Below are 21,759 nucleotides of genomic sequence, written 5' to 3'. Positions count from 1 at the left end.
CCGGCGCGCGCGCGATAGTCACGATGGCCCGCGGACTACCGGGTTGGCGCTGGAGGATGTGGTGTTCGATGTCGACGAAGCCGGCGGCCTCGAACATCCGGTCGGCCTCCTCCTCGTCGTAGAACAGCATGATGGCGTCCGCCAGCTTCTGGAAGACGCCGGACTTCGGGTCGTCGGGGCCGACGACGAGCACCTTGTTCCCCGGTTTCACCACGCGGCGGAACTCTTCGAGCGCGGTGACCGGGTTCGGCCAGTACTCGATGGAGCCGGACGACCAGATGACGTCGAAGGCGTCGTCCGCGAAGGGGAGCCGCTCGGCGTCCCCGCGGTAGAACCGGACCTCGTCGTTCTTGCCGAACTTCTCCCACGCCTTCTGCATCTGGTGGATGCTCTGGTCGAGGCCGTGGACGTCGTCGGTGTAGTGGAGCAGTCCCTCGGTTCCGAAGCCGGTGCCACAGCCCACGTCGAGGACGCGGTCGCCCTGCTGGATGTCGAGCATCTCCAGCGCCTCGTCGCGCATCTCCTCGTTCCAGATGAACGGGTTCACCCGGTCGTACACCTTCGAGAGGTACTTGTAGAACAGGCGGGCCCGCGCTTTGTTTTCGAGGACTCCCATCGCGCCGGGATTAGAACTCGCCGATGATAACGGTGCGGATTCGCCGCGCCGGTCGGCGTTCGAGGGGGGTAAACCGCCGCGTTTTCCGAGCGACTGTCACAGACTTTCCGCAAACACCTTATACAGCGCTTGTGCAACGTTCCTGTGATACGAGTATGCCGAGACAAGAGGTTCTCGAACGAATCAAAACGGCCGAGCAGGAGGCCGACGACATCGTTGAAGAGGCCGAGGCCGAACGTGAGGAGCTCGTCGCGGAGGCGCGTGAGGAAGCCGATGAGATTCGCTCCGAGGCCGAAGAAGAGGCCGCAGAGCTCGAATCCGAGCGTCTACAGGAGGGACGCACGGAGATAGAGACGGAGCGGGAACGCATCCTCGAAGAAGGCGAGGACGCCCGCGACGAACTGGTTGCCGAGGCGGAAGACCACATCGACGACGCGGTCGAGTTCGCCATCGGCAAATTCGAGGAGGCGGTGGATGCTCAGACCTGAGCAGATGAGCAAGGTCTCGGTGACCGGTTCCAGGGGCGTCATGCCCGAGGTCATCGAGGCCGTCCACGACCTCCGACTGCTGCACGTCACCGAATACGACGGCTCGTGGCAGGAGGAGTTCGGATTCGAGACGGGGTCGCCCATCGAAGGCGCCGAGAGCGCCTCCGATAAGCTCGTCACCGTCCGCTCGCTCAAGAGCATCCTCGGGGTCGAAGACACCGACTCCGGCCGACAGCGCATCGTCCCCGACGACGCGCTCGGCGAGCCCCTCGAAGAGATCCAAGCCGAGGTCAACGAACTGGACGACCGCCGCGCCGAGCTCGAAAACGAGCTTCGCGCGGTGGACGAAGAAATCGACGCGATGGAGCCGTTCGTCGACCTCGGACTCGACCTCGACCTGCTTTCGGGGTACGAGACCCTGCAGGTCGTCGTCGGACAGGGGAAGGTCGACCCCGTCGAGCGCGCCGTCGTCGACGCCGACGACATCAGCGCCTACGAGATCTTCTCGGGCGAGCGCACGCACGCCGTCTTCGGCCGCCCGGTCGATGGCGCCGACGAGATGGCGCTCGCCGACGCGCTCGTCGGCGTCGAGTTCGCCACGCTCGAAGTCCCGGACGCCTCGGGAAGCCCCGAAGAGCACATCCGCGACCTCGAACAGCAGAAACGCGAAGTCGAGTCGAAGCTCGAGACCGTCGAGTCCGAGCTCCACGACATCGCCGTCGAGGAGGGCGAGTTCCTCCTCGCCGCCGAAGAGCGCCTCGCAATCGACGTCCAGAAGACGGAAGCGCCGCTTTCGTTCGCGACGACGGAGAACGCCTTCGTCGCCGAGGGCTGGATTCCCAGCGAGCGCTACAACACGTTTGCGGGAACGCTCAAAGACGAGGTCGGCGAGCACGTCGCCGTCGAAGAGCTCGAACGCGCCGAGTTCTCGCGTGACGGGCACGACCACGCGCGCGAGGACGTCGCCGAGAGCGGCGGTACGGTCGCCGCCACCGACGGCGGCACGGTCTCGATAGCCAACGACGACCCGCCGGTCGTCCAGAAGAACAGCGGCGCGGTCAAGCCGTTCGAACTCCTCGTGCAGGCGGTCAACCGCCCGAGCTACTACGAGTTCGACCCGACCATCATCCTGTTCCTGACGTTCCCGACGTTCTTCGGGTTCATGATCGGTGACTTCGGGTACGGTGTCATCTACACCGCCATCGGCTTCTTCCTCTACTCGAAGTTCGACGACGGCGCGCTCAAGAGCATGGGTGGCGTCACCATCGCCGCGGGGCTGTTCACGACGTTGTTCGGCATCCTCTACGGCGAGATATTCGGCTTCCACCTCATCACCCAGTACTTCTGGGAAGGCTTGCTCGGGCTGTCGCACCCGCCCATCGAGAAGGGACTGTCGCCGGCCACCGCTGAGTGGGCCCTCGGTTGGCTCACCGTGAGCGTCGCCGTCGGTATCATCCACGTCAACGTGGGCTACGTTTTCGACTTCTTCGAGAACTACCAGCTCCACGGTCCGAAGGACGCGGTCCTCGAAAGCGGTTCGTGGATCCTCATGCTGAACGGGCTGTGGATCTGGATCTTCAGCGACGCGCTCGGTGGCGTGCCGCCGGAGTTCCTGTTCACCACGTTCGCGGCTGACGGGCTCATCCCGCTCGGTTTCTCCGGCTTCTCGTTCATCGTCGGCTGGGGTGGCTTCGGGCTGTACATCCTCGGCGCGGTGCTCCTCGGGATGGGCGAACTGGCCGAACTCGTCGAGTTCGCCGCCCCGCTTTCGAACGTCCTGTCGTACACGCGTCTCGGCGCGGTCCTCATCGCGAAGGCGTCGATGGCGTTCGCCGTCAACCTGCTCGTCTTCGGCGTGTTCGTCACGGGCGAAGGGAGCGAGGCGGAGTGGCACTTCGGCCTCGGCCACATGTACCACGTCGGTGACATGTACCACGGCCACGAGGTGACCGACGTCCTGTTCGGCGGCATCTTCCACTCGGGTGCCGCGGGCGTCGTGGGCGGACTGCTCGTCCTCGTCGTCGGTCACTTGGTCGTCCTCGCGCTCGGCGTCACGAGCGCCGGCCTGCAGGCCGTGCGTCTCGAGTACGTCGAGTTCTTCAACAAGTTCTTCGAGGGAGGCGGCCGCGCGTACAACCCGTTCGGCTACGACCGCGAGTTCACGACCGAAGACTAACGCTCGTCGCCGATTCTTTTTTGACTATTGTCCGCTCGGAGCGACTGCTTTTGCAATGACGACGATTCCGCCGTCGTAGACAGACCGCTCCAGACGTTTTGGGAACCTTTATGATACGGCTGACGCCACATGCAGACGTTCGGAGACGACAATCCGGTACTCAGGAACACACAATGATTGAAGCAATCGAACCCCTCATGACTGCACTGCAGAGTGAAGCCGCTTCCTCGCCCGCTATCACCGCCGACGCCGCGGCGGCCCTCTCCGTCGGTATCGCCGCCTTCGCCGCAGGCTACGCGGAGCGTGGCATCGGTTCCGCCGCGATGGGTGCCATCGCGGAAGACGAGGACCTCTTCGTCAACGGGCTGGTCCTTACGGTTCTCCCCGAGACCCTCGTTATCCTCGCACTGGTCGTTGTCTTCGCGGCCTAAGCACCCCCTCTCTTTCCCATTATGAGTTTGGACAACGTCGTTGAGGACATCCGAGACGAAGCCCGCGCACGCGCAGAGGACATCAGGCAGGACGGCCAGGAACAGGCAGACGACATCGTCGCCGAGGCCGAGGCCGACGCCGAAGAGCTCCTCGAATCGCGGAAGGCGGACGTCGAGCAACAGCTCGAACGGGAGCGCGAACAGGCGCTCTCCAGCGCGAAGCTCGAAGCCAAGCAGGCTCGACTCAGCGCCCGTCGTGACGTGCTCCAGCGCGTCCGCGAGCAGGTCGAACACGAACTCGCCGAGCTGGAAGGCGACCGCCGCGAGGAGCTGACCCGCTCGCTTCTCGACGCGGCGTCGGTCGAGTTCGAAGACGAAGACGAGGTCTTCGTCCACGGCCGCGCCGACGACGAGGAGTTGCTTTCGAGCATCCTCGAAGACTACGACGGCTACGAGTTCGCCGGCGAGCGCGACTGCCTCGGTGGCGTCGTGGTCGAGGGCTCGAACTCGCGCGTCCGGGTGAACAACACCTTCGACTCGGTCCTCGACACAGTCTGGGAGGACAACCTGAAGGAAGTGAGTGCGCGACTGTTCGACGACCAATGAGCACTACAGGCGGCTCGAATCCCGAATACGTCATCGCTCGTGTTCGAGCGCGACGTAGTGCCCTGTTCGGCGACGAGGAGTACCGCAAACTGGTCCGCATGGGACCGGCCGAAATCGCTCGGTTCATGGAGGAATCGGAGTACGAGACCGAGGTCAACGCGCTCGGGAGCCGTTTTTCCGGCGTCGACCTCATCGAGTACGCGCTGAACCGGAATCTGGCGAAGCAGTTCAACGATATCCTCGACTGGGCAGACGGCCGCCTCTACGACCTCATCGCGCGGTACCTTCGCAAGTTCGACGCGTGGAACGTGAAGACGATTATCCGCGGCGTCTACTCCGGCGCGCCACGCGATGAGGTCGAATCCGACCTCATCCGCGCCGGCGAGTTCGACGACCGCCTCATCTCGCGGCTTCTCGACGCGGGCGAGATGGAGGAGGTCGTCGACCTCCTCTCCGGTACCATCTTCGGAGACGGCCTCGCGGCCGCCTACGAGGAGTTCGAGGACGTCGGCGTCCTCGTCCCGCTGGAGAACGCGGTCGACCGCGCCTTCTACGAGCAGTTGCTCGACGGCCTGGTCGTCGGCGAAGAGGCAAAGCAGTACCGCGAGTTCCTCGAAGCCGAAATCGACTTCCGAAACGCCCGCAACGCGCTCCGCATCGCCCGAAGCGGTGCCGACCTCGACCCCGTCGACTACTTCATCGAGGGCGGTACGCTGTTCCGAGCGTCGGAGCTCGCGTCGCTGGCGGCCAGTCCGGACGAACTGGTGTCGAAGATTCGTGACAGCCGGTACGGCGACCGCCTCTCGACGGCCCTTTCGGACCTCGAAGAGGCCGACAGCCTCATCGGCTTCGAGCGCGCCCTCGACGCGGCGCTCTTGGAGTACGCGGACACGCTCGGTTACGTGTTCCCGCTTTCTGTCACGCCAATCGTCTCGTACATCCTCGCCAAGGAGCGCGAGGTCGACAACATCCGGGCCATCGCCCGCGGCCGCGAAGCCGGGCTGGACCCCGATGCAATAGAAGCGGAGCTGGTCATCCTATGAGCCAGGAAATCGCAGTTATCGGCAGTCCGGACTTCACCACGGGATTCCGGCTTGCGGGCGTCCGCAAGTTCGAGAACGTCCCGGACGAAGCGAAGGACGACGAACTCGACGAGGCCGTGACGCGGACGCTGGAGGACGAGGACGTCGGCATCATCGTGATGCACGAAGACGACCTCGACCACCTCTCGCGCAACGCGCGGCAGTCGGTCGAGCGAAGCATCGAGCCGACGCTCGTGACGCTCGGCGGTTCCGGCGGCGCGAGCGGCCTCCGTGACCAGATCAAGAGAGCAATCGGTATCGATCTGATGGACGAATAACCAAACATGAGTCAGGCAACACAAGATTCCGTTCGCGAGGACGGTGTCATCGCAAGCGTGAGTGGTCCGGTCGTGACCGCCCGTGGCCTCGACGCCCGCATGAACGACGTCGTCTACGTCGGCGACGAAGGGCTGATGGGCGAGGTCATCGAAATCGAGGGCGACCTCACGACTATTCAGGTGTACGAAGAGACCTCCGGCGTCGGCCCCAGCGAACCCGTCGAGAGTACGGGCGAACCGCTGACCGTCGACCTCGGTCCCGGGATGATGGACGCCATCTACGACGGCGTTCAGCGCCCCCTGGACGTGCTGGAGGAGAAGATGAACTCGGCGTTCCTCGACCGCGGTGTCGACGCGCCGGGTATCGACCTCGAAAAGAAGTGGGAGTTCGAACCCACCGTCTCCGTTGGCGACGAGGTCGCCTCCGGCGACGTCGTGGGCACGGTCCCCGAGACCGTGACCATCGAACACAAGGTCATGGTCCCGCCGGACTTCGAGGGCGGCGAGGTCGTCGCCATCGAGGACGGCGAGTTCTCCGTCACCGAGACGGTCGCCGAACTCGACAACGGCGAGGAGATCACGATGCACCAGGAGTGGCCGGTGCGTCAGGCTCGCCCCGCCGCCGAGAAGAAGACCCCGCGCGAACCGCTCGTGTCGGGACAGCGCATCCTCGACGGGCTGTTCCCCATCGCGAAGGGCGGTACGGCCGCGATTCCGGGACCGTTCGGCTCCGGAAAGACCGTCACGCAACACCAGCTCGCCAAGTGGGCCGACGCGGACATCGTCGTCTACGTCGGCTGTGGCGAGCGCGGTAACGAGATGACCGAGGTCATCGAGGACTTCCCGGAACTCGACGACCCGAAGACGGGCAACCCGCTCATGGCCCGGACGTGCCTCATCGCGAACACGTCCAATATGCCCGTGGCGGCCCGCGAGTCCTGTATCTACACCGGCATCACCATCGCGGAGTACTACCGCGACATGGGATACGACGTTGCGCTCATGGCCGACTCCACCTCCCGGTGGGCCGAGGCCATGCGCGAGATTTCGTCGCGTCTCGAAGAGATGCCCGGCGAAGAGGGGTACCCCGCGTACCTCGCCGCGCGTCTCTCCGAGTTCTACGAGCGCGCCGGCTACTTCACGACCGTCAACGGCGAGGAAGGCTCCGTCTCCGTCATCGGCGCGGTTTCGCCGCCGGGCGGCGACTTCTCCGAGCCGGTCACGCAGAACACCCTGCGTATCGTCAAGACGTTCTGGGCGCTCGACGCGGACCTCGCAGAGCGCCGTCACTTCCCGGCGATTAACTGGAACGAGTCGTACTCGCTCTACCAAGAGCAGCTCGACCCGTGGTTCGTCGAGAACGTCGAGGACGACTGGGCCGAAGAGCGCCAGTGGGCCGTCGACGTGCTCGACGAGGAGAACGAACTGCAGGAAATCGTTCAGCTCGTCGGTAAGGACGCCCTGCCGGAGGACCAGCAGTTGACCCTCGAAATCGCTCGCTACCTCCGTGAGGCGTACCTCCAGCAGAACGCGTTCCACCCGACGGACACGTACTGCTCCCCCGAGAAGACGTACGGTATCCTCACCGCCATCCACGCGTTCAACGACGAGGCGTTCAAGGCGCTCGAAGCCGGCGTCCCCGTCGAAGAGATTCAGGCCATCGAGGCGGCTCCCCGGCTGAACCGCATCGGTGTGCAGGAAGACTGGGAGGCGTACATCGAGGACCTCAAAGCAGAGATCACCGAGCAGCTCCGCGAGCTGTACTGAGACCATGAAGGAATACCAGACCATCACCGAAATCAGCGGCCCGCTGGTGTTCGCCGAGGTCGACGAGCCGATCGGTTACGACGAAATCGTCGAAATCGAGACGCCCCAAGGCGAAACCAAGCGCGGACAGGTTCTCGAATCCTCCGAGGGCCTCGTCGCGATTCAGGTGTTCGAAGGCACGAGCGGTATCGACAGGAACGCGTCCGTCAGGTTCCTCGGCGAGACCCTCAAGATGCCCGTGACCGAGGACCTCCTCGGGCGCGTGCTCGACGGGTCCGGCCAGCCAATCGACGGCGGCCCCGAAATCGTTCCCGACGAGCGTCGGGACATCGTCGGCGCGGCAATCAACCCCTACTCCCGCGAGTACCCCGAGGAGTTCATCCAGACCGGCGTCTCCGCCATCGACGGCATGAACACCCTCGTCCGCGGCCAGAAGCTCCCAATCTTCTCCGCGTCGGGGCTTCCCCACAACAACCTCGCGCTCCAGATCGCCCGTCAGGCGACGGTGCCCGAGGACGAAGAAAGCGGCGAGGAGTCCGAGTTCGCAGTCGTCTTCGGCGCGATGGGTATCACGCAGGAAGAGGCGAACGAGTTCATGGAGGACTTCGAGCGCACGGGCGCACTCGAGCGCTCCGTCGTCTTCACGAACCTCGCGGACGACCCCGCAGTCGAGCGGACGGTCACGCCGCGTCTCGCGCTGACGACCGCCGAGTACCTCGCGTTCGACAAGGACTACCACGTCCTCGTCATCCTGACCGACATGACCAACTACTGCGAGGCGCTCCGCGAGATCGGTGCGGCTCGCGAAGAGGTCCCCGGTCGCCGTGGCTACCCGGGTTACATGTACACCGACCTCGCACAGCTCTACGAGCGCGCAGGTCGCATCCAAGGTCGCGACGGGTCCGTCACGCAGATTCCCATCCTCACGATGCCGGGTGACGACGACACGCACCCGATTCCTGACCTGACCGGCTACATCACGGAAGGCCAGATATACATCGACCGCGACCTCAACTCGCAGGGCATCCGCCCGCCGATCAACCCGCTTCCGTCCCTGTCGCGTCTCATGGACGACGGTATCGGCGAGGGGCTCACCCGCGAGGACCACGCCGACGTGTCCGACCAGATGTACGCGGCGTACGCGGAGGGTGAAGACCTGCGCGACCTCGTGAACATCGTCGGCCGCGAGGCGCTGTCGGAGCGCGACAACAAGTACCTCGACTTCGCCGAGCGCTTCGAAGCCGAGTTCGTCAATCAGGGCTTCGACACGGACCGGTCCATCGAGGACACCCTCGACATCGGCTGGGACCTCCTGTCGACGCTCCCGAAGTCCGAGCTCAACCGCATCGACGAAGAGCTCATCGAGGACTACTACCGCGAAGACGCCGAGTCGGTCGAAGCGGAAGCCTAGACCGCGGCGAACGCCGCGTTCGTCCCTCGGTTCGATTCTCCTCTTCTATTCGCACTCCGAATCCTCCGAGCCGCGCGGCCGCGCGTCGCCCGCGAGAACTTCCTTACGTCTCGCCGTCTACGTCTCGGCATGGACGCCACTTCGTCTCCCGCCCGTGTTCTCGCGGTCGTCGGTCCCGCCGTCGACCGGGAGCGACTCGTGGACGTACTCTCGTCGCTTTCGGTGTCGGTCGCCGAGTCCGCCGCGGCCGTGGTTCGACGCGCCGAGGCCGAACGGGTCGACTGCGTCGTGCTCGCGACCGACCACCTCGCGGACATCGAGGCGGTCCACGGTGCAATCGCGGTCCCGCTCGTCGTCGTCGTCCCGCCCGACGGCGACCTCTCGGCGGCGGCCGCCCGCGACGCCGGCGCGGCCGACGTGGTCCCGGTCGTCGGTTCGAACCTCTTCGAGCGACTCCCCGAGCGCATCGAGAGCGCCGTCGCGTGGCGTCGCCGCGGCGCGGCGGCCGCGAGAAAGATAACGGAGGACCTGAAGGAACAGGCGATAGACGAGGCCCCCGTGGGTATCACCGTCGCCGACTGCTCGTTGCCCGACCGACCGCTCGTCTACGTCAACGAGGCGTTCGAGACGATGACCGGCTACTCGGCCGACGCGGCGCTGGGGCGGAACTGCCGATATCTTCAGGGACCGAACACCGACCCCGCGCGCGTCGCCGAACTCCGCCGCGCCATCGAGGCCGAGGAGTCGGCGTCGGTCGAACTGCTGAACTACCGCGCGAACGGCGAGACGTTCTGGAACCGGGTCGACGTCGCGCCGCTGAGCGGGCCGGACGGCGAGGTGACTCACTACGTCGGCTTCCAGACCGATATCACGGAGCGCGTGCGCGCCGAGGCGGCCGCCGAGCGGTACGCCGCCGGAGTCGACGAGGAGCGCGCGCGCCTCCAGACGCTCGTCGAGCACATCGAGGGGCTGTTGGGTGACGTGACGAGCGCACTCGTCCGCGCCGAGAGCAGACGGGAGCTCGAAGCCGCCGTCTGCGACCGGGTCACCGCCACCGGCTCGTTCGACTGCGCGTGGGTCGGTCACTGCGACCTCTCGCCGGCGGTCATCGTCCCGAACGAGTGGGCCGGAGCCGACGCGGGATTCCTCGACGACCTCGAAATCGACCGGTCGGACCCCGACGACCCAACCGCTCGCGCCGCCGAGACGCGGACCGTCCAGTCGGCGGCGGTCGGCGAGGGGGGCGCCGACGCCGAGCCGGTCGTCCCGTTCGACTCGGTCATCGCGGTTCCGTTGGTCCACCGAGAGACGCTCTACGGCGTGTTGACCGTCTACACCGACGCCGCGGAACTCGACGACGAAGTACGGGTGGTGTTCGGGACGCTCGGGCGGGCCGTCGGCGCGGCCATCGACGCCTTCGAGAGCCGGCGGTCGTTGCTGTCCGACGAGCGACTCGAACTCGAAATCGAGGTGCGCGACGAGACGCAACCGCTGGTCCGACTCGCCGTCGCGGGGGCGTGCGCGCTCGACTACGAGGGCGCGATTTCTCACGACGACGGGACGCTCAGCCTGTTCGTCTCGACGGACCCACCGACAGACGGACTCGCAGACGATGAGTTGAAATCGACCGGCGTGGCCGACGTGACTCGGCTCCCCCGCGGCGACGGCGTCGGGCTCTACGAGGTCGTCTTCGACGCGGGGTCGCTGACGCACCTCGTTGCCGACGCGGGCGGGCGGCTTCGCGGCCTCGAAGCCGACCGCGACGGCTGTCGGTTCACCGCGGTCGTCCCGGACCGCGGTGCGGGGCGGGCGCTACTCGACGACCTCTCGGCGGCGGCCGCCGGGGTCGAACTCCGGGCGGTCAGAGAGCGGTCGGCCCCGCCGCGGACGGGGCGGGGGTTCACCGCCGAGGTGAACGCGGCGCTCACCGACAGACAGCAGACCGCGCTCCAGCTCGCGCATCTCGGCGGCTTCTTCGAGTGGCCCCACGCCGTGACCGGCGACGAGCTCGCGGCGGCGATGGACGTCTCGCGGGCGACGTTTCACCAGCACCTCCGCGCGGCCCAGCGAAAGCTCGTCGCCGGCTTTTTCGAGGAGGGGACGCGGTAGCGCCGCGCCGACCGTCGGGAGGTGGCTCGACCACCCGGTGCTATCAGCGGACCGAGCGTTCCGACCGATTTCGGGCGGTCCGGCCGGCCAGACAGTAAAAGATTAACACCCCAGGCGAACAACCCCCGGCAACGATGGCCGAAGACGTCAAGCCGACCCGCAAGAACTTGATGGCGATCGAAGATCGCATCGAACTCTCCGAGCGGGGCCACGACACGCTCGAACAGAAGCGTGACGGGCTCATCATGGAGTTCATGGACATCCTCGACCAGGCCCAGGACGTGCGGGCCAACCTCAATCAGGACTACGTGCGCGCGCAGAACAAAATCAACATGGCCCGCGCCATGGAGGGAGACGTGGCGGTCCGCGGCGCGGCCGCCGCGCTGAAGGAGTACCCGGAAATCACGACGCAGTCGAAGAACATCATGGGCGTCGTCGTCCCGCAGATCGAGTCCTCGCGCGTGAAAAAGAGCCTCGACCAGCGCGGTTACGGCCTGCTCGGCTCCTCGGCCCGCATCGACGAGGCCGCGGACGCCTACGAGGAGCTCCTCGAATCCATCATCCTCGCCGCGGAGGTCGAGACGGCGATGAAGAAGATGCTCGAAGAGATCGAGACGACGAAGCGCCGCGTCAACGCGCTCGAGTTCAAACTGCTCCCGGAGCTGTACGAGAACCAGGAGTACATCGAGCAGAAGCTCGAAGAACAGGAGCGCGAGGAGATTTTCCGCCTGAAGAAGATCAAGGCGAAGAAGGAAGAAGAAGAAAAGGAAGAACGCGCCGCGGAGAAGGCGGCGGCCGAAGCGGAAGCGGAAGCGGCGACGGCCGACTGACCGGACTCGCCCGGTTTCTCTCTCGATTCCGTTTTCTCTCGGTCGGGTCTCCGACCGCTTTTCATCGCACCGGCGCGTAGGGACTCCCATGTCCTGTCCCGACTGCGACGGCGAGCTCGCCGTCTTCGCGGTGCCCGAACCGCTCGAAGCCCACGCGCCCGAGGCGGCGTTGACCGTCGGACTGTGCGCCGACTGTCTCGGGCTCCACCCGACCGACGAGCCGGTGACGGAGGGTGATTCGCGGCCGCTCGCGGGCGCGTTTCCCGAGGGCGACACGGGCGCGGCGGTCGCGCTCCTCGTCGGTATGCTCGACTCGCTGGCGCTCAACCGCGCCGGCATCGTCGACTGCGTGGAGTTCGCCGAGCGGTCCGGTACCGACGTGCATCTCACCCTCGACCGGCTCCAGCGGGCGGCGACAGACCCCCACTTCGACGTCGCCCGCCGGCAGAGCCAGTTGGACGCGTTCCTCTGAGCGCCGCCGCTCTGTGCTGTCGAAACCGTGGCGTGAAGACGCCGAGGAGGAGGTCGCTTAGACGCCGGTGGAGTACCGGAGGATGCCGGCGATGCCGCCGAACGCGTCGTAGAGCTGTTCGCCTTTCTCGAAGTCGGTGCTGATGAACTTCGTCTCGGTGCCGCGCTGGTCCGCGAGGTCCATGAGCCACTCGATGACGTCCTCGCGTTCTTTCAGTTCGGCCTCCGAGCCGCCTTCGCACTCGTGGGTGGGCGTGTCGCGACGGTGGTCGACGATTTCGTACTCCTCTTGGCCGTCGCAGTCGTAGATGGCGATGTCCTTTCGGAGGTCCTCGGAGATGAGGAGGCGGTCGACCGACCCCATCACGAGGTTCTTCCGGGTCGCCTCGAACCCGTAGGTGGACTCGTTGCCGCGGTGGAGCTTCTCGAAGAACTCCTCCATCTGCTTTTTGTCCTTGATGACCTCTTGGTCGGCCAGCGCGTCCTGACCGGCGTCGACGAGGTCGTAGAGGCCGGACTCGTCGGTGTAGGCCACGTCGAACTTCCCGACGACGAGGTCCTGCAGTTCGTGGTGGAGGTAGTCGCCGTCGAGGAACTCGTCTTTCGTCGGCGAGGGACCGCCCACGAGGATGCCGTCCATCTCGTGTCGCTTGGGGACGAACAGGTCGTTGGCCATGCCGGCGACCTCCTGATAGAAGTTGTCGATGGCTTCGAGGCGGAGGCGGGCGAAACGCTGGGCGGACTGACCACCTTTGCGCTGTTTGCCGGGGACGAGCGACGAGGCGCTCTTGACCGGCTCGACGCGCTTGCCCTTGAGCCAGCCGACGTTGGCCTCGCGGCGGTCGAGGACGATGAGGCCGAACAGGCCCTTGTCCATGAGCATGTCCTCGAGCGGCCCGGTGAGGAAGTTCGAGTCGCAGTGGTACCGGAACGACTGAATCGGCTCCGGCGGGCTTTCGAGTACCTTGGTGACCATCGTCGTCTGGCCGCCGCCGGCGTCGACCGCGCCGGAGAACATCACGATGCCGTTGTCCGGCGGGAAGTTCCCGTAGTACCGGAGCCGGTCCTTGATGCTCGTCAGGGCGTCTTGGACGTTCGTTCGCGTCTGCTTCGATTTGATGTTAGACGCTTCGCTGTGCTCCGTGATGACGTGTTCGACCACGTCGGAAATCTGCTTGTCTTCGGGGATGTAGATGGTGACGAGCTGAGTTCCCGACCCTTCGTACTCTCGCAGGTCCTCGATGACCTTCTTGAACTCGTACTTCCTCCTGTCTGAGTCTTCCATCGTATTACTTTTATCGTCGGAACTCATAGCAGTCTTATGGGCAAATCGGTGACGAAGACAGTTAAGGTACCGGAGTCAATGGCGGAGGAATGGGAAAGATACGTCGAGGAGAATCCTGAAGCAGATTCTATCAGCCACCTAATCCGCCAATCCGTCGAACTCAAGTTACAGGGGAAATTCTCGGAGCCTCAGACACGTTCCGACGACGGCGACGACGCCGCCGCTTCCGGTGAGATACTGACGGTCTTGAGGCAACTCCAGACAGGGATAAACGACTTAGAGGAGCGGATGAACGCGCTTGAGAGAGTCGGGGAAGCGGAAGCCAGTTACGACTTGCGGAAGGCTGTGTTCTCATTCCTTCCCGAAGAACGTCGCTCCTCGAAGTATGCGGATTGGGCAATCACCTGCGAGGAGTTGGCGCAAAAACTTGGGGCAGACGAACCAGCCGTTCAAGACACTCTCGACGATCTCGCGGAAGAGACGGGACAAGTGGCGAGTGTCTCGGGAGGGCCTGACGGGGAAACGTACTGGTTCAAGCGAGGGAAGTGATGAACGACGACGACTTTCAGCAGGTGCTTTCCCGAGTTGAACGGAACAAGTCTGATTCGACGGCGACTCAGTACCTCTCGAAAATCAAGAAGTTCCGCGATTGGATTCAGGAGCAGGGGAAGGACTTCGAGGAAGCCGACGCCATCGACGTCGAGGATTGGCTTGCGGAGTTGGACGAGTTTTACAGCAACGCCTCAAGTGTCGGGAAGGCGTCTGCCGCACTCGTAGCCGCCTATGAGGAGTTGAACAAACTGATTGAGGCAGGGAGAGTTGACGGTAGGGGCTGGGTTGGCGATACTCCTCCGCAGAGGGCGAGTTATACGCCGAAGGACACAGACACGCAGAAGGCGCGGGAGTCGAAAGAGGATTTGCACTTCCTCAAGCCGGAGCAGGTGGACGCTATGGCGAAGAAAGCCGAGAAGTTGCGAGACGAGTTGATAATCCGGCTCCTCTTTCAGACGGGGATGCGCGTCTCTGAGTTATGCGAAATTCGGGAGAAAGACGTAGATACTGACGACAGGAGCATCAAGATTCGAGGCAAGGGGCGGAAGAATCGCACCGTATACTACCAACCCTCTCTTGATTTATTGATCGACGTTTGGCAGAATGAGCGACGGCCTGCCGTCTTTCACGCAGAGGATTCCCCATACCTCTTTCCAACGTCACACTCGGTGAACATTACGAAGTATACCGTTGGTGAGATTGTACGTGAAGCCGCAGATGCCGCAGGGTTCCAAGAGGTATATGGGACGAACACGGAGGGCGTAGAACTTCACTCAGTTACGCCACACGTCCTACGGCATTCCTTTGCAATGGCGGCTATCTCGAACGATTGGGACGTATACACACTCTCGCAAGCCCTTGGACACGAATCCACGGAAATCACCACTTCGACGTACCTTCACGACGACGCCGATTCGGTGAGGGCGGCTTATCACGACCGAGGGCCTGCTGAATCTGCCGATTGAACCAGTTTATGGGAAGTGAATCCCCTAATAAGGCTATTCTCGGCAGTTTCAAGTGCCATACTCCCGTATTACCATATGTCGAGTAGTTCGGGTGAGTACGGGAATCATCTCGTTAGTTAGCCACGGGTATCAGTAGCACATCGTATCGTCATACTCACTCACATCAACGTCGATCCCATTTGGATTCACGTAGATACTTTCCACTTCCCACGAATCCGTACCGAGGTTGTAGCCATCCTCATCCGTGAATTTCTCAAGTACGAATGACTGCGTCTCTCCACCGTCGAGGACTACATCACTATATCGAGAGGCTTCCAGTATCTCCCCGTCATACGTTGAGCGAATGTCTGCCGCGTAGGACTCGACTTCGATTTGTCGAGCCGTCATATTCTTCACGGAGAAATACAGCACGTCTTCCTCAGTATCTGCTTCGACAGAAGTAATCTTGAAGATATATCGCCCGCCGTCACAAGATTCAGCACCCCACTTTTCCGAGGCCTCCGAAGTACTGGTTTCGGTAGGACTGGCTTCCTCCGTCGAGGTTTCCGAAGATTCCGTTTCGTCAGCAGTACCGTTGCCACCCGTACAGCCTGCCAAGCCACCGACGAAAGAGACAACCCCAACTTGCTTGAGGAGTGAACGTCTATCCATTATGCCAACCAATTCACCACCTCCGCTTAAACAGTTGGGAAATTAGATATTCATACTTCCCAGACTCGACTGATGACATACGGGTGGATCGTAACAGGATTTTGATTACTCCTCTACCCGCCCGACTCCGAATTTCCATTCACCTTCCGGCTTTGCTTCTTCGGCTATATCCCCGAATTTCCCCAATTCGTACTGCCGGATCCTGTCGTCGTACCAGTAGAAGGCGCACCAGATTCGAGCGAAGGCCCATTCCTGCGTCAGATTCCGCACGTCAGTAGCCGGTCCCACTTCTGGCAGGTTGTGGGCTATTTCTCCCGGCAAGGTGCGACACTCCTCACCTTCCCGTACCTGAATCGCCTTGTCGTAGGGATTCCCGTCAGAGGTAGCGGTAGGGTGATTCCGAACGTGAGCATCAATCACGGGATGAAAGGCTCCCTGCAACTTTCGACACCCGTAATCCGGAACGTCTAACCAGAAGGCGTAGTGCTTGTGCGAGTAGCCGGTTTTGCGAGGTGTCATTAGCCACATTCCGGCCCAATCCTCCACGTCGAGACGCTTCCTCACTCGATAGAGGGCTTGCTTGACGGAGTTAGAACGAAAGCCGTCATCGTGTCTCCTCGGATGCACCCATTTTCCGCCTACCTTCTCCTTTGCCGTGAGGGACAACCAGACGGTTGCGAGATTGTCGTACTCCTCTTCGCAGTACGTCTGTACGGCCTTGAGACGAGCGTAGAGGTATTCGCCGTGCGGTTGGGTGAATCTGGGCGTACTGTCTCCTAAGTGCTTGTGAGGGGCAGTCTCGGACAATTCTCGACTAAACGAAAGCTCAATTTCGTCCCAACGCTTGTCGTCGATCTCGATAGCGTCTCGGTCTTGATAGAGAGGTATCTCATCAGTCTGTGAACCTCGTACCATCGACCAAATACCTCGTTACTTCGAGGAACCGATAAATGGGTTGTCTTCGCCTTGAAGCGAGACACCGAGGTGAACGTCGTAATCCTTCGATTCGCTGGATTCTCGAACTTCACGTCCAGCGAGTTGATTTGCACGCTCTCGCCTCTGGCTCAACTCCTCCTGTTGCTCTGCGTGATATTCGAGATATGCATTTGCCAAGTACCGAAGGACCTCGTTTCGAGGAGTGTCTTCGTCCAACTCCTCGGAAGTACGTCGAACTCGTTTAAGCAGACTCCCCATCGACTCAGTCACGGACGTCCACCTCGTCAAGGAGTCGACCGATTACGAACCCGAGAGGGATTCCGTCGTCATAGTGGTTTGCTCGGTACTTCTTCAACGATTCAAGTTCTTCCGGGGATACCCGGACTGCTTTAGTTCTGTTCATTTCTTGTTAACCTCATATATACATAATGTGCGTCGGCACTTATAAAGGAAATAAATTACTTAAATTCGAGTATGTTCATGGACTATATCCCATATAGGACTATATGGAGAAATCGCATTTGCGTCCACTATTTTCACCCCATATTTTCAATAGGTGGTAGGCGAGGGTGAGGGACGCAAATATGTGATAGATTTTTAAAATAATACTTCCGGGATTGTACGTGATGACGAGGCGTCCTTGGTGCCGCAGGAATCCCCTCCCGAGTCTGTGGTTGTTCTAAATCAAGATTACCCATACCGGAATCCCAAATAACTGAATAAACCGATAGCAAGCAAGCCACCTCCAAGAATCACGTTCATTTGGAGTGTGCCAAGAACGGGAAGGGTCCGTTGTGCTACCATAATGGAGGTATCAAATTGGGAGTTAAGTACAGGAACGCCCACCCAAATGAAGATACCCGAGAGGAATATCAAGGAGTAACCAGTATCCCATTGAAGTGATGCCGACATTTAGGAAATGATTAGAGGGCGGTAATGAGTATCTTTCGTCAGTAGATCTCGGCAATGGGTATTACTATAGATTACTGAGTGAACAAGAACTCGTACTTTCGGCGGTCTTCGCTCGCCTCCTCGGCGTCGCTACTCATCACTCCACCTAGTCCCTCCAGCGGCTAAGTAACCTTTGACTGGGCACGCGCCGCGGTATCTCGCCGCACGAGGGACCGTATGACCCGACTGCGGAGACGGGCGCGGTCGGAGAACATTTATGTGGCTGTCACGGGTGGACTTCGACGTTGGAATTATGGCCCGGGTGTACGCAGTTGCCAGCGCGAAAGGCGGGGTTGGAAAGACGACGACCACGGCCAACCTCGGGACGACGCTCGCGATGGCCGGTCACGACGTCGTCGTCGTCGACGGTGACCTCGGGATGCCGAATCTCGCCGGCGCGCTCGGCGTCGACCCCGACGGGGCGACGCTCCACGACGTGTTGACAGGCGAGGCGGCGGTCGAGGCGGCCGTCTACGACGGACCGGCGGGACTCTCGGTGGTCCCCGGTTCGAACGCCCTCGAAGCGTTCGCGACGGCGAACGTGCGGGAACTCGACGCCGTCGTCTCGGCGCTCGAAGCCACCCACGACATCGTCATCATCGACACCGGCGCGGGGCTGAGCGACGACACCTTCGTCCCGCTGAAGCTCGCCGACGAGGTCGTCTTGGTCTCCACGACGGAGCGCGAGGCGCTCGGCGACACCGAAAAGACCCGACAGCTCGGCGACCGCATCGGTGCTGACATCGTCGGCGTCGTCCTCACGCGGGTCGACCAGTCGAACCCGAACGCCGAGGTGGTCGCCTCGCTCCTCGACGCCGGGGTCATCGCCGTCGTCCCGGAGGACCCGGCCATCCGCGAGGCGCTCAACACGCAGATTCCGGTCGTCGCCCGCTCGCCCGACAGCATCGCCGCCGCGGGCTACCGCGCGCTCGCCGAGGCGCTCACCGGCCAGCCGGTCCCGATTCCGGACGCCGCGGGGGACGCCGCCGAGTCGGAGACGGACGCGGCCGACGGCGACGCCGCCGAGCCGGAGACGGACGAACACGTCTCGGTCGTGCAGGCCGACGACGACCCCGCAGACCCCGCGGGCGAGTCGGCGTCGGCTCCGGCTCCCGAGACAGACCCGGATTTGGACCCGGACCCCGCCCCTGCACAGGTGTCGGCCCCCGAGGCCGTCCCCGACGACGTCGCCGCCGCGGTCGCGGACGAAGACCGGGTCACGGCGGAGCCGGAAGCCGAACCGGAACCGGAAGCCGAACCAGAAGCCGAGGAACGTGTGGAAGCTGACGCCGGCTCCGACGACGAGTCCGTGACCGACGACGAGCTCGCGGCGTCGGTCCCGTTCTCCGGAGGGTCAGTCGCGGACTCGGACGCGTCCGTCACGGAACCCGACTCGTCCCCCGCCGAAGGCGTGGACGACTCCGGCGCGGTCGAGGAAGTCGACCCCGCCGACCCCGTCGCCCCCGGTCAGGACGACGCGACGGACGCGCCGGCCGACCCGCTGGCCGCCGACGCGACCGACGATTCGGTGGTCGCCGCCCCCGAGCCGGTCGGCGACGACGAACCCGACACCGACCCGCTGGCGGCGGACCTCGAAGCGGTCACTCGCGGGACTTCGACGGCCGAAGAGGAGTCGGTCGGCGACGCCGACGGCGAACCCGTCTCGGATATCGACGCCACTCCCGGTCCGGATGTCGACGCCGACGCCGGCTCGACGGGTGCGGACCCGCTCGCGGAAGGGGCGGCCGAACCCGACTCGGGAGACGACGCACCCGCCCGCTCTGACGAGCCGTCCGAGGCGGCGGAACCGGAGGTAGACGCGCCCGACGCGGCCGAACCGCTCGTCGCCGAGGCCGAGCCGAGCGCGTCCGGGACCGACGCCGAAGCGGACGCGGACGACGAGGCCGACGAGGCCGACGACGGCGACGAGGAGGGCGTCTACACCACCTCGCTCGTCGAGGAGGTCGAGTCGTTCGACGACGACGGCGACGAGAAGAAAAAGGGCTTTTTCAGACGCTTCCTCGGCTAAACGGGAAGGCCTTTTACTCGCGTCTGCGGAATGGCCTCTATGGCAGAATCTGAGTCCGTTCCCTTCTGGTGGATAGTGCTGTTTCTCGTCCTTGCGCTCGGCAGTGGTGCCGCCGTCGTCTTCTCGGTCGGCGGGTCGCTCATCTCCGGGACCGCGGCGCTCCCGCTTTTCTTCTGAATCGCTCGAAAAAAGCCGTCGCCGAAGAACTCGCTTAGCCCGCGGTCACATCGACTCGGGCGCTTCCACGCCCACGATGGAGAGCGCGTTCGCCACCGCGTTCCGCGAGGCCTCGACGAGCGCGAGTCGGGCCGCGCCGATCTCCTCGTCGGCGTCGAGCACGGGGCACTCGCGGTAGAAGGTGTTGAACACCTCGGCGAGTTCGCGGGCGAACGTCGCCACGGTGTGCGGTTCGAGGTCGTCGGCCGCGGTCTCGACGACCGCGGGGAACCGCGCGATGGTCGCCAGCAGGTCGCGCTCGGCGTCGGTCGTCAGCACGGCGGGGTCGGCCTCGCTCGCGTCGAGACCGGCGGCGGCCGCCTCGTCGGCGATACCGCAACAGCGCGCGTGGACGTACTGGATGTACGGCGCGGACTGGGCCTCGAAGTTGAGCGCCTGGTCCCACTCGAAGGTGATGGTCTTCGTGGGCTGTTTGGAGACGATGTCGTAGCGGACCGCGCCGATGCCGACCTGCCGGGCGATGCGGTCGATGTCGGCCTCGCCGAGGTCGTCGTCGCGGGTGCGGCCTTCGAGTCGGGTCTCGACCTCGTCGCGGGCGCGGTCGATAGCCTCGTCGAGGAGGTCGTCGAGCATGACGCCCGTCCCCTTGCGGGTGGACATCGTCTCGCCGCCGGGGAGGTTGACCCACGAGTAGATGACGTTCTCCAGTTTGTCCACGTCGTTGCCGAGGATGTCGAGCGCGGCGCGGAGCTGGCCGGACTGGAGCTTGTGGTCCTCGCCGAGGACGGTCACGGCGCGGTCGTAGTTGTCGAACTTCCACTCGTGGTGGGCGAGGTCGCGCGTCGTGTACAGCGAGGTGTCGTCCGAGCGGAGGAACACGAGGTTCTTCTCGAAGCCGTAGTCGTCGAGTTCGAGTTGCCACGCGTCTTCCTCGTAGACGGCGTGGTCGGTCTCCTTGAGGCGCTCCGCGAGGTCGCGGGTGCTCCCGTCGAACATGAACCGCGTCTCCTTGACGAACTCGTCGAACTCCGCGGGGAGGCGTTCGAGGCACTCGCGCATGCCGCCGAGCACCTGGTCGACCACGGTCTCGACGCGGGCGTAGGTCTCCTCGTCGCCCTCCTCGATGCCCTGGAGGATCTCGGTGATTTCGGCTTCGGCCTGTTCGACTTCCTCGGGGTCGGCCGCTTCGAGGAAGGCGTTGCCCTTGCGGTAGTAGCGAACGAGGTCGTATTCGACGCGCTCGCGGGCGGGTTCGCTTTCGAGGTCGTCCTCGTCGAACGTCTCGTAGGCCCACGTGAAAACGGCCATCTGGCGGCCGGCGTCGTTCACGTAGTAGTGGCGCTCGACGTCGTTGCCGGCGAAGTCGAGCAGGTTGGCGACGGCGTCGCCGATGACCGGGTTGCGGGTGCGGCCGACGTGGACCGGACCGGTCGGGTTCGCGCTCGTGTGCTCGACGACGACGCTGTCGCCGGTCGCGGGCAGGCGGCCGTACGCCTCGTCAGTCGCGGCCGATTCGAGGGTGTCGTCGTAGTAGGCGTCCGAGACGTGGAAGTTGACGTACGGCCCCTGCGTGTCGACCGCGGCGAGGTAGTCGTAGCCCTCGACGGAGAGCTCCTCGGCGATGTCGGCGGCGATTTTCGGCGGCGGCGCGCCGACGACTCCGGCGAGTCGGAAGGCGACGCTGGAGGCGAGCGTCGCGGGTACGTCCTCCGGCGGCTCCTCGACCCCGAGGTCGTCGGTGGGCAGGTCGAGCGACGAAAGCGCCGCGGAGAGCGCCGTCTCGACCTCCTCACGGAACTGTCTGAACATGTACGCGGATTCTCGATAGGCGGCTAAAGGCCTTTCCGAACCGTCCGAGCGACCGCGGACCACGACGGGAAGGGACGTTCGTTTCCCCCGGTTCTGGGGGCGGTGTTAGCGCCAACCGCACCGATACCTTACCAGTTAG

At 63.7% G+C, this 21,759-nt stretch carries 20 protein-coding genes; 15 read left to right on the top strand and 5 right to left on the bottom strand.

All coding sequences use genetic code 11. From position 1 onward, the window contains the following. The coding region (locus C441_RS10225; RefSeq protein WP_007275013.1) for a methyltransferase domain-containing protein at window positions 1–616 on the bottom strand (616 nt) is incomplete at its 3' end. 155 nt (window positions 617–771) lie between these two features. Here C441_RS10225 and ahaH point away from each other — a divergent pair. The 11 genes from ahaH to C441_RS10170 all read left to right on the top strand — a co-directional run bounded on the left by ahaH (window position 772) and on the right by C441_RS10170 (window position 12,266). Continuing rightward, window positions 772–1,104: an ATP synthase archaeal subunit H gene (ahaH, locus tag C441_RS10220; protein WP_004969021.1), complete on the top strand. Its 333-nt coding sequence runs from the start codon at window positions 772–774 to the stop codon at window positions 1,102–1,104. Then, window positions 1,091–3,280: a V-type ATP synthase subunit I gene (locus C441_RS10215; RefSeq protein ID WP_049920534.1), complete on the top strand. Its 2,190-nt coding sequence runs from the start codon at window positions 1,091–1,093 to the stop codon at window positions 3,278–3,280. The genes ahaH and C441_RS10215 overlap by 14 nt, the downstream gene beginning before the upstream one ends. A 173-nt stretch (window positions 3,281–3,453) precedes the next feature. Next, on the top strand, window positions 3,454–3,711 hold the full coding sequence (locus C441_RS10210; RefSeq protein WP_007275011.1) for a F0F1 ATP synthase subunit C: 258 nt from the start codon (window positions 3,454–3,456) through the stop codon (window positions 3,709–3,711). A gap of 21 nt (window positions 3,712–3,732) precedes the next feature. After that, window positions 3,733–4,317 (top strand): V-type ATP synthase subunit E, encoded by a 585-nt coding sequence (locus tag C441_RS10205; protein ID WP_004969024.1) that lies wholly within the window; start codon window positions 3,733–3,735, stop codon window positions 4,315–4,317. Beyond that, window positions 4,314–5,360, top strand: a complete 1,047-nt coding sequence (locus tag C441_RS10200) for a V-type ATP synthase subunit C (RefSeq protein WP_004969025.1) — start codon at window positions 4,314–4,316, stop codon at window positions 5,358–5,360. The genes C441_RS10205 and C441_RS10200 overlap by 4 nt, the downstream gene beginning before the upstream one ends. Continuing rightward, complete coding sequence (locus C441_RS10195; protein ID WP_004044608.1) at window positions 5,357–5,677, top strand: V-type ATP synthase subunit F; 321 nt, start codon at window positions 5,357–5,359, stop codon at window positions 5,675–5,677. The genes C441_RS10200 and C441_RS10195 overlap by 4 nt, the downstream gene beginning before the upstream one ends. A gap of 6 nt (window positions 5,678–5,683) precedes the next feature. Further along, the gene (locus C441_RS10190; protein ID WP_007275010.1) at window positions 5,684–7,444 is read left to right on the top strand and encodes an ATP synthase subunit A; all 1,761 of its coding nucleotides are present in this window, start codon (window positions 5,684–5,686) and stop codon (window positions 7,442–7,444) included. Window positions 7,445–7,448: 4 nt separating this feature from the next. Then, the gene (locus C441_RS10185) at window positions 7,449–8,855 is read left to right on the top strand and encodes an ATP synthase subunit B (RefSeq protein WP_007275009.1); all 1,407 of its coding nucleotides are present in this window, start codon (window positions 7,449–7,451) and stop codon (window positions 8,853–8,855) included. Between the two features lie 129 nt (window positions 8,856–8,984). Then, window positions 8,985–10,964 carry a bacterio-opsin activator domain-containing protein gene (locus C441_RS10180; protein WP_049920533.1) on the top strand — a complete coding sequence of 660 codons (1,980 nt, stop codon included), beginning with the start codon at window positions 8,985–8,987 and terminating at the stop codon, window positions 10,962–10,964. A 134-nt stretch (window positions 10,965–11,098) separates the two neighbouring features. Further along, entirely contained in the window at window positions 11,099–11,794 is a 696-nt protein-coding gene (locus C441_RS10175; protein WP_007275006.1) for a V-type ATP synthase subunit D, read from the top strand. Between the two features lie 88 nt (window positions 11,795–11,882). Then, window positions 11,883–12,266: a DUF6276 family protein gene (locus C441_RS10170; RefSeq protein WP_007275005.1), complete on the top strand. Its 384-nt coding sequence runs from the start codon at window positions 11,883–11,885 to the stop codon at window positions 12,264–12,266. Between the two features lie 57 nt (window positions 12,267–12,323). Here C441_RS10170 and prf1 read toward each other — a convergent pair whose 3' ends face one another. Continuing rightward, window positions 12,324–13,577, bottom strand: a complete 1,254-nt coding sequence (prf1, locus tag C441_RS10165; protein ID WP_049920532.1) for a peptide chain release factor aRF-1 — start codon at window positions 13,575–13,577, stop codon at window positions 12,324–12,326. Between the two features lie 9 nt (window positions 13,578–13,586). Between prf1 and C441_RS10160 the strand changes: the two genes are divergently transcribed. Together C441_RS10160 and C441_RS10155 are read left to right on the top strand one after the other, a co-directional pair. Then, on the top strand, window positions 13,587–14,099 hold the full coding sequence (locus C441_RS10160) for a hypothetical protein (RefSeq protein WP_007275003.1): 513 nt from the start codon (window positions 13,587–13,589) through the stop codon (window positions 14,097–14,099). Beyond that, window positions 14,099–15,067, top strand: coding sequence for a tyrosine-type recombinase/integrase (locus C441_RS10155; RefSeq protein ID WP_007275002.1), 969 nt, complete (start codon window positions 14,099–14,101; stop codon window positions 15,065–15,067). Before C441_RS10160 ends, C441_RS10155 begins: the two co-directional genes overlap by 1 nt. Window positions 15,068–15,196: 129 nt before the next feature. Here the strand turns inward: C441_RS10155 and C441_RS19525 are convergent, their stop codons facing one another. Continuing rightward, on the bottom strand, window positions 15,197–15,718 hold the full coding sequence (locus C441_RS19525; protein WP_152420722.1) for a hypothetical protein: 522 nt from the start codon (window positions 15,716–15,718) through the stop codon (window positions 15,197–15,199). 105 nt (window positions 15,719–15,823) lie between these two features. Further along, window positions 15,824–16,633: a hypothetical protein gene (locus C441_RS10145; protein ID WP_007275000.1), complete on the bottom strand. Its 810-nt coding sequence runs from the start codon at window positions 16,631–16,633 to the stop codon at window positions 15,824–15,826. Between the two features lie 1,225 nt (window positions 16,634–17,858). Between C441_RS10145 and minD the strand changes: the two genes are divergently transcribed. Together minD and C441_RS19910 are read left to right on the top strand one after the other, a co-directional pair. Next, window positions 17,859–19,634, top strand: a complete 1,776-nt coding sequence (minD, locus tag C441_RS10140; protein ID WP_007274999.1) for a MinD/ParA family ATP-binding protein — start codon at window positions 17,859–17,861, stop codon at window positions 19,632–19,634. Between the two features lie 39 nt (window positions 19,635–19,673). Then, window positions 19,674–19,811: a hypothetical protein gene (locus C441_RS19910; protein ID WP_004969033.1), complete on the top strand. Its 138-nt coding sequence runs from the start codon at window positions 19,674–19,676 to the stop codon at window positions 19,809–19,811. Between the two features lie 45 nt (window positions 19,812–19,856). Here the strand turns inward: C441_RS19910 and argS are convergent, their stop codons facing one another. After that, complete coding sequence (gene argS / locus C441_RS10135; RefSeq protein WP_007274998.1) at window positions 19,857–21,620, bottom strand: arginine--tRNA ligase; 1,764 nt, start codon at window positions 21,618–21,620, stop codon at window positions 19,857–19,859. Between the last annotated feature and the right edge of the window lie 139 nt (window positions 21,621–21,759).

Origin of the sequence: Haloferax sulfurifontis ATCC BAA-897 (genome assembly GCF_000337835.1) — an archaeon.
In the GTDB taxonomy this organism is placed as follows: domain Archaea; phylum Halobacteriota; class Halobacteria; order Halobacteriales; family Haloferacaceae; genus Haloferax; species Haloferax denitrificans.
The sequence above is the reverse complement of the archived record's forward strand: the minus strand, read 5'-3'. Positions and strand labels throughout refer to the sequence as shown.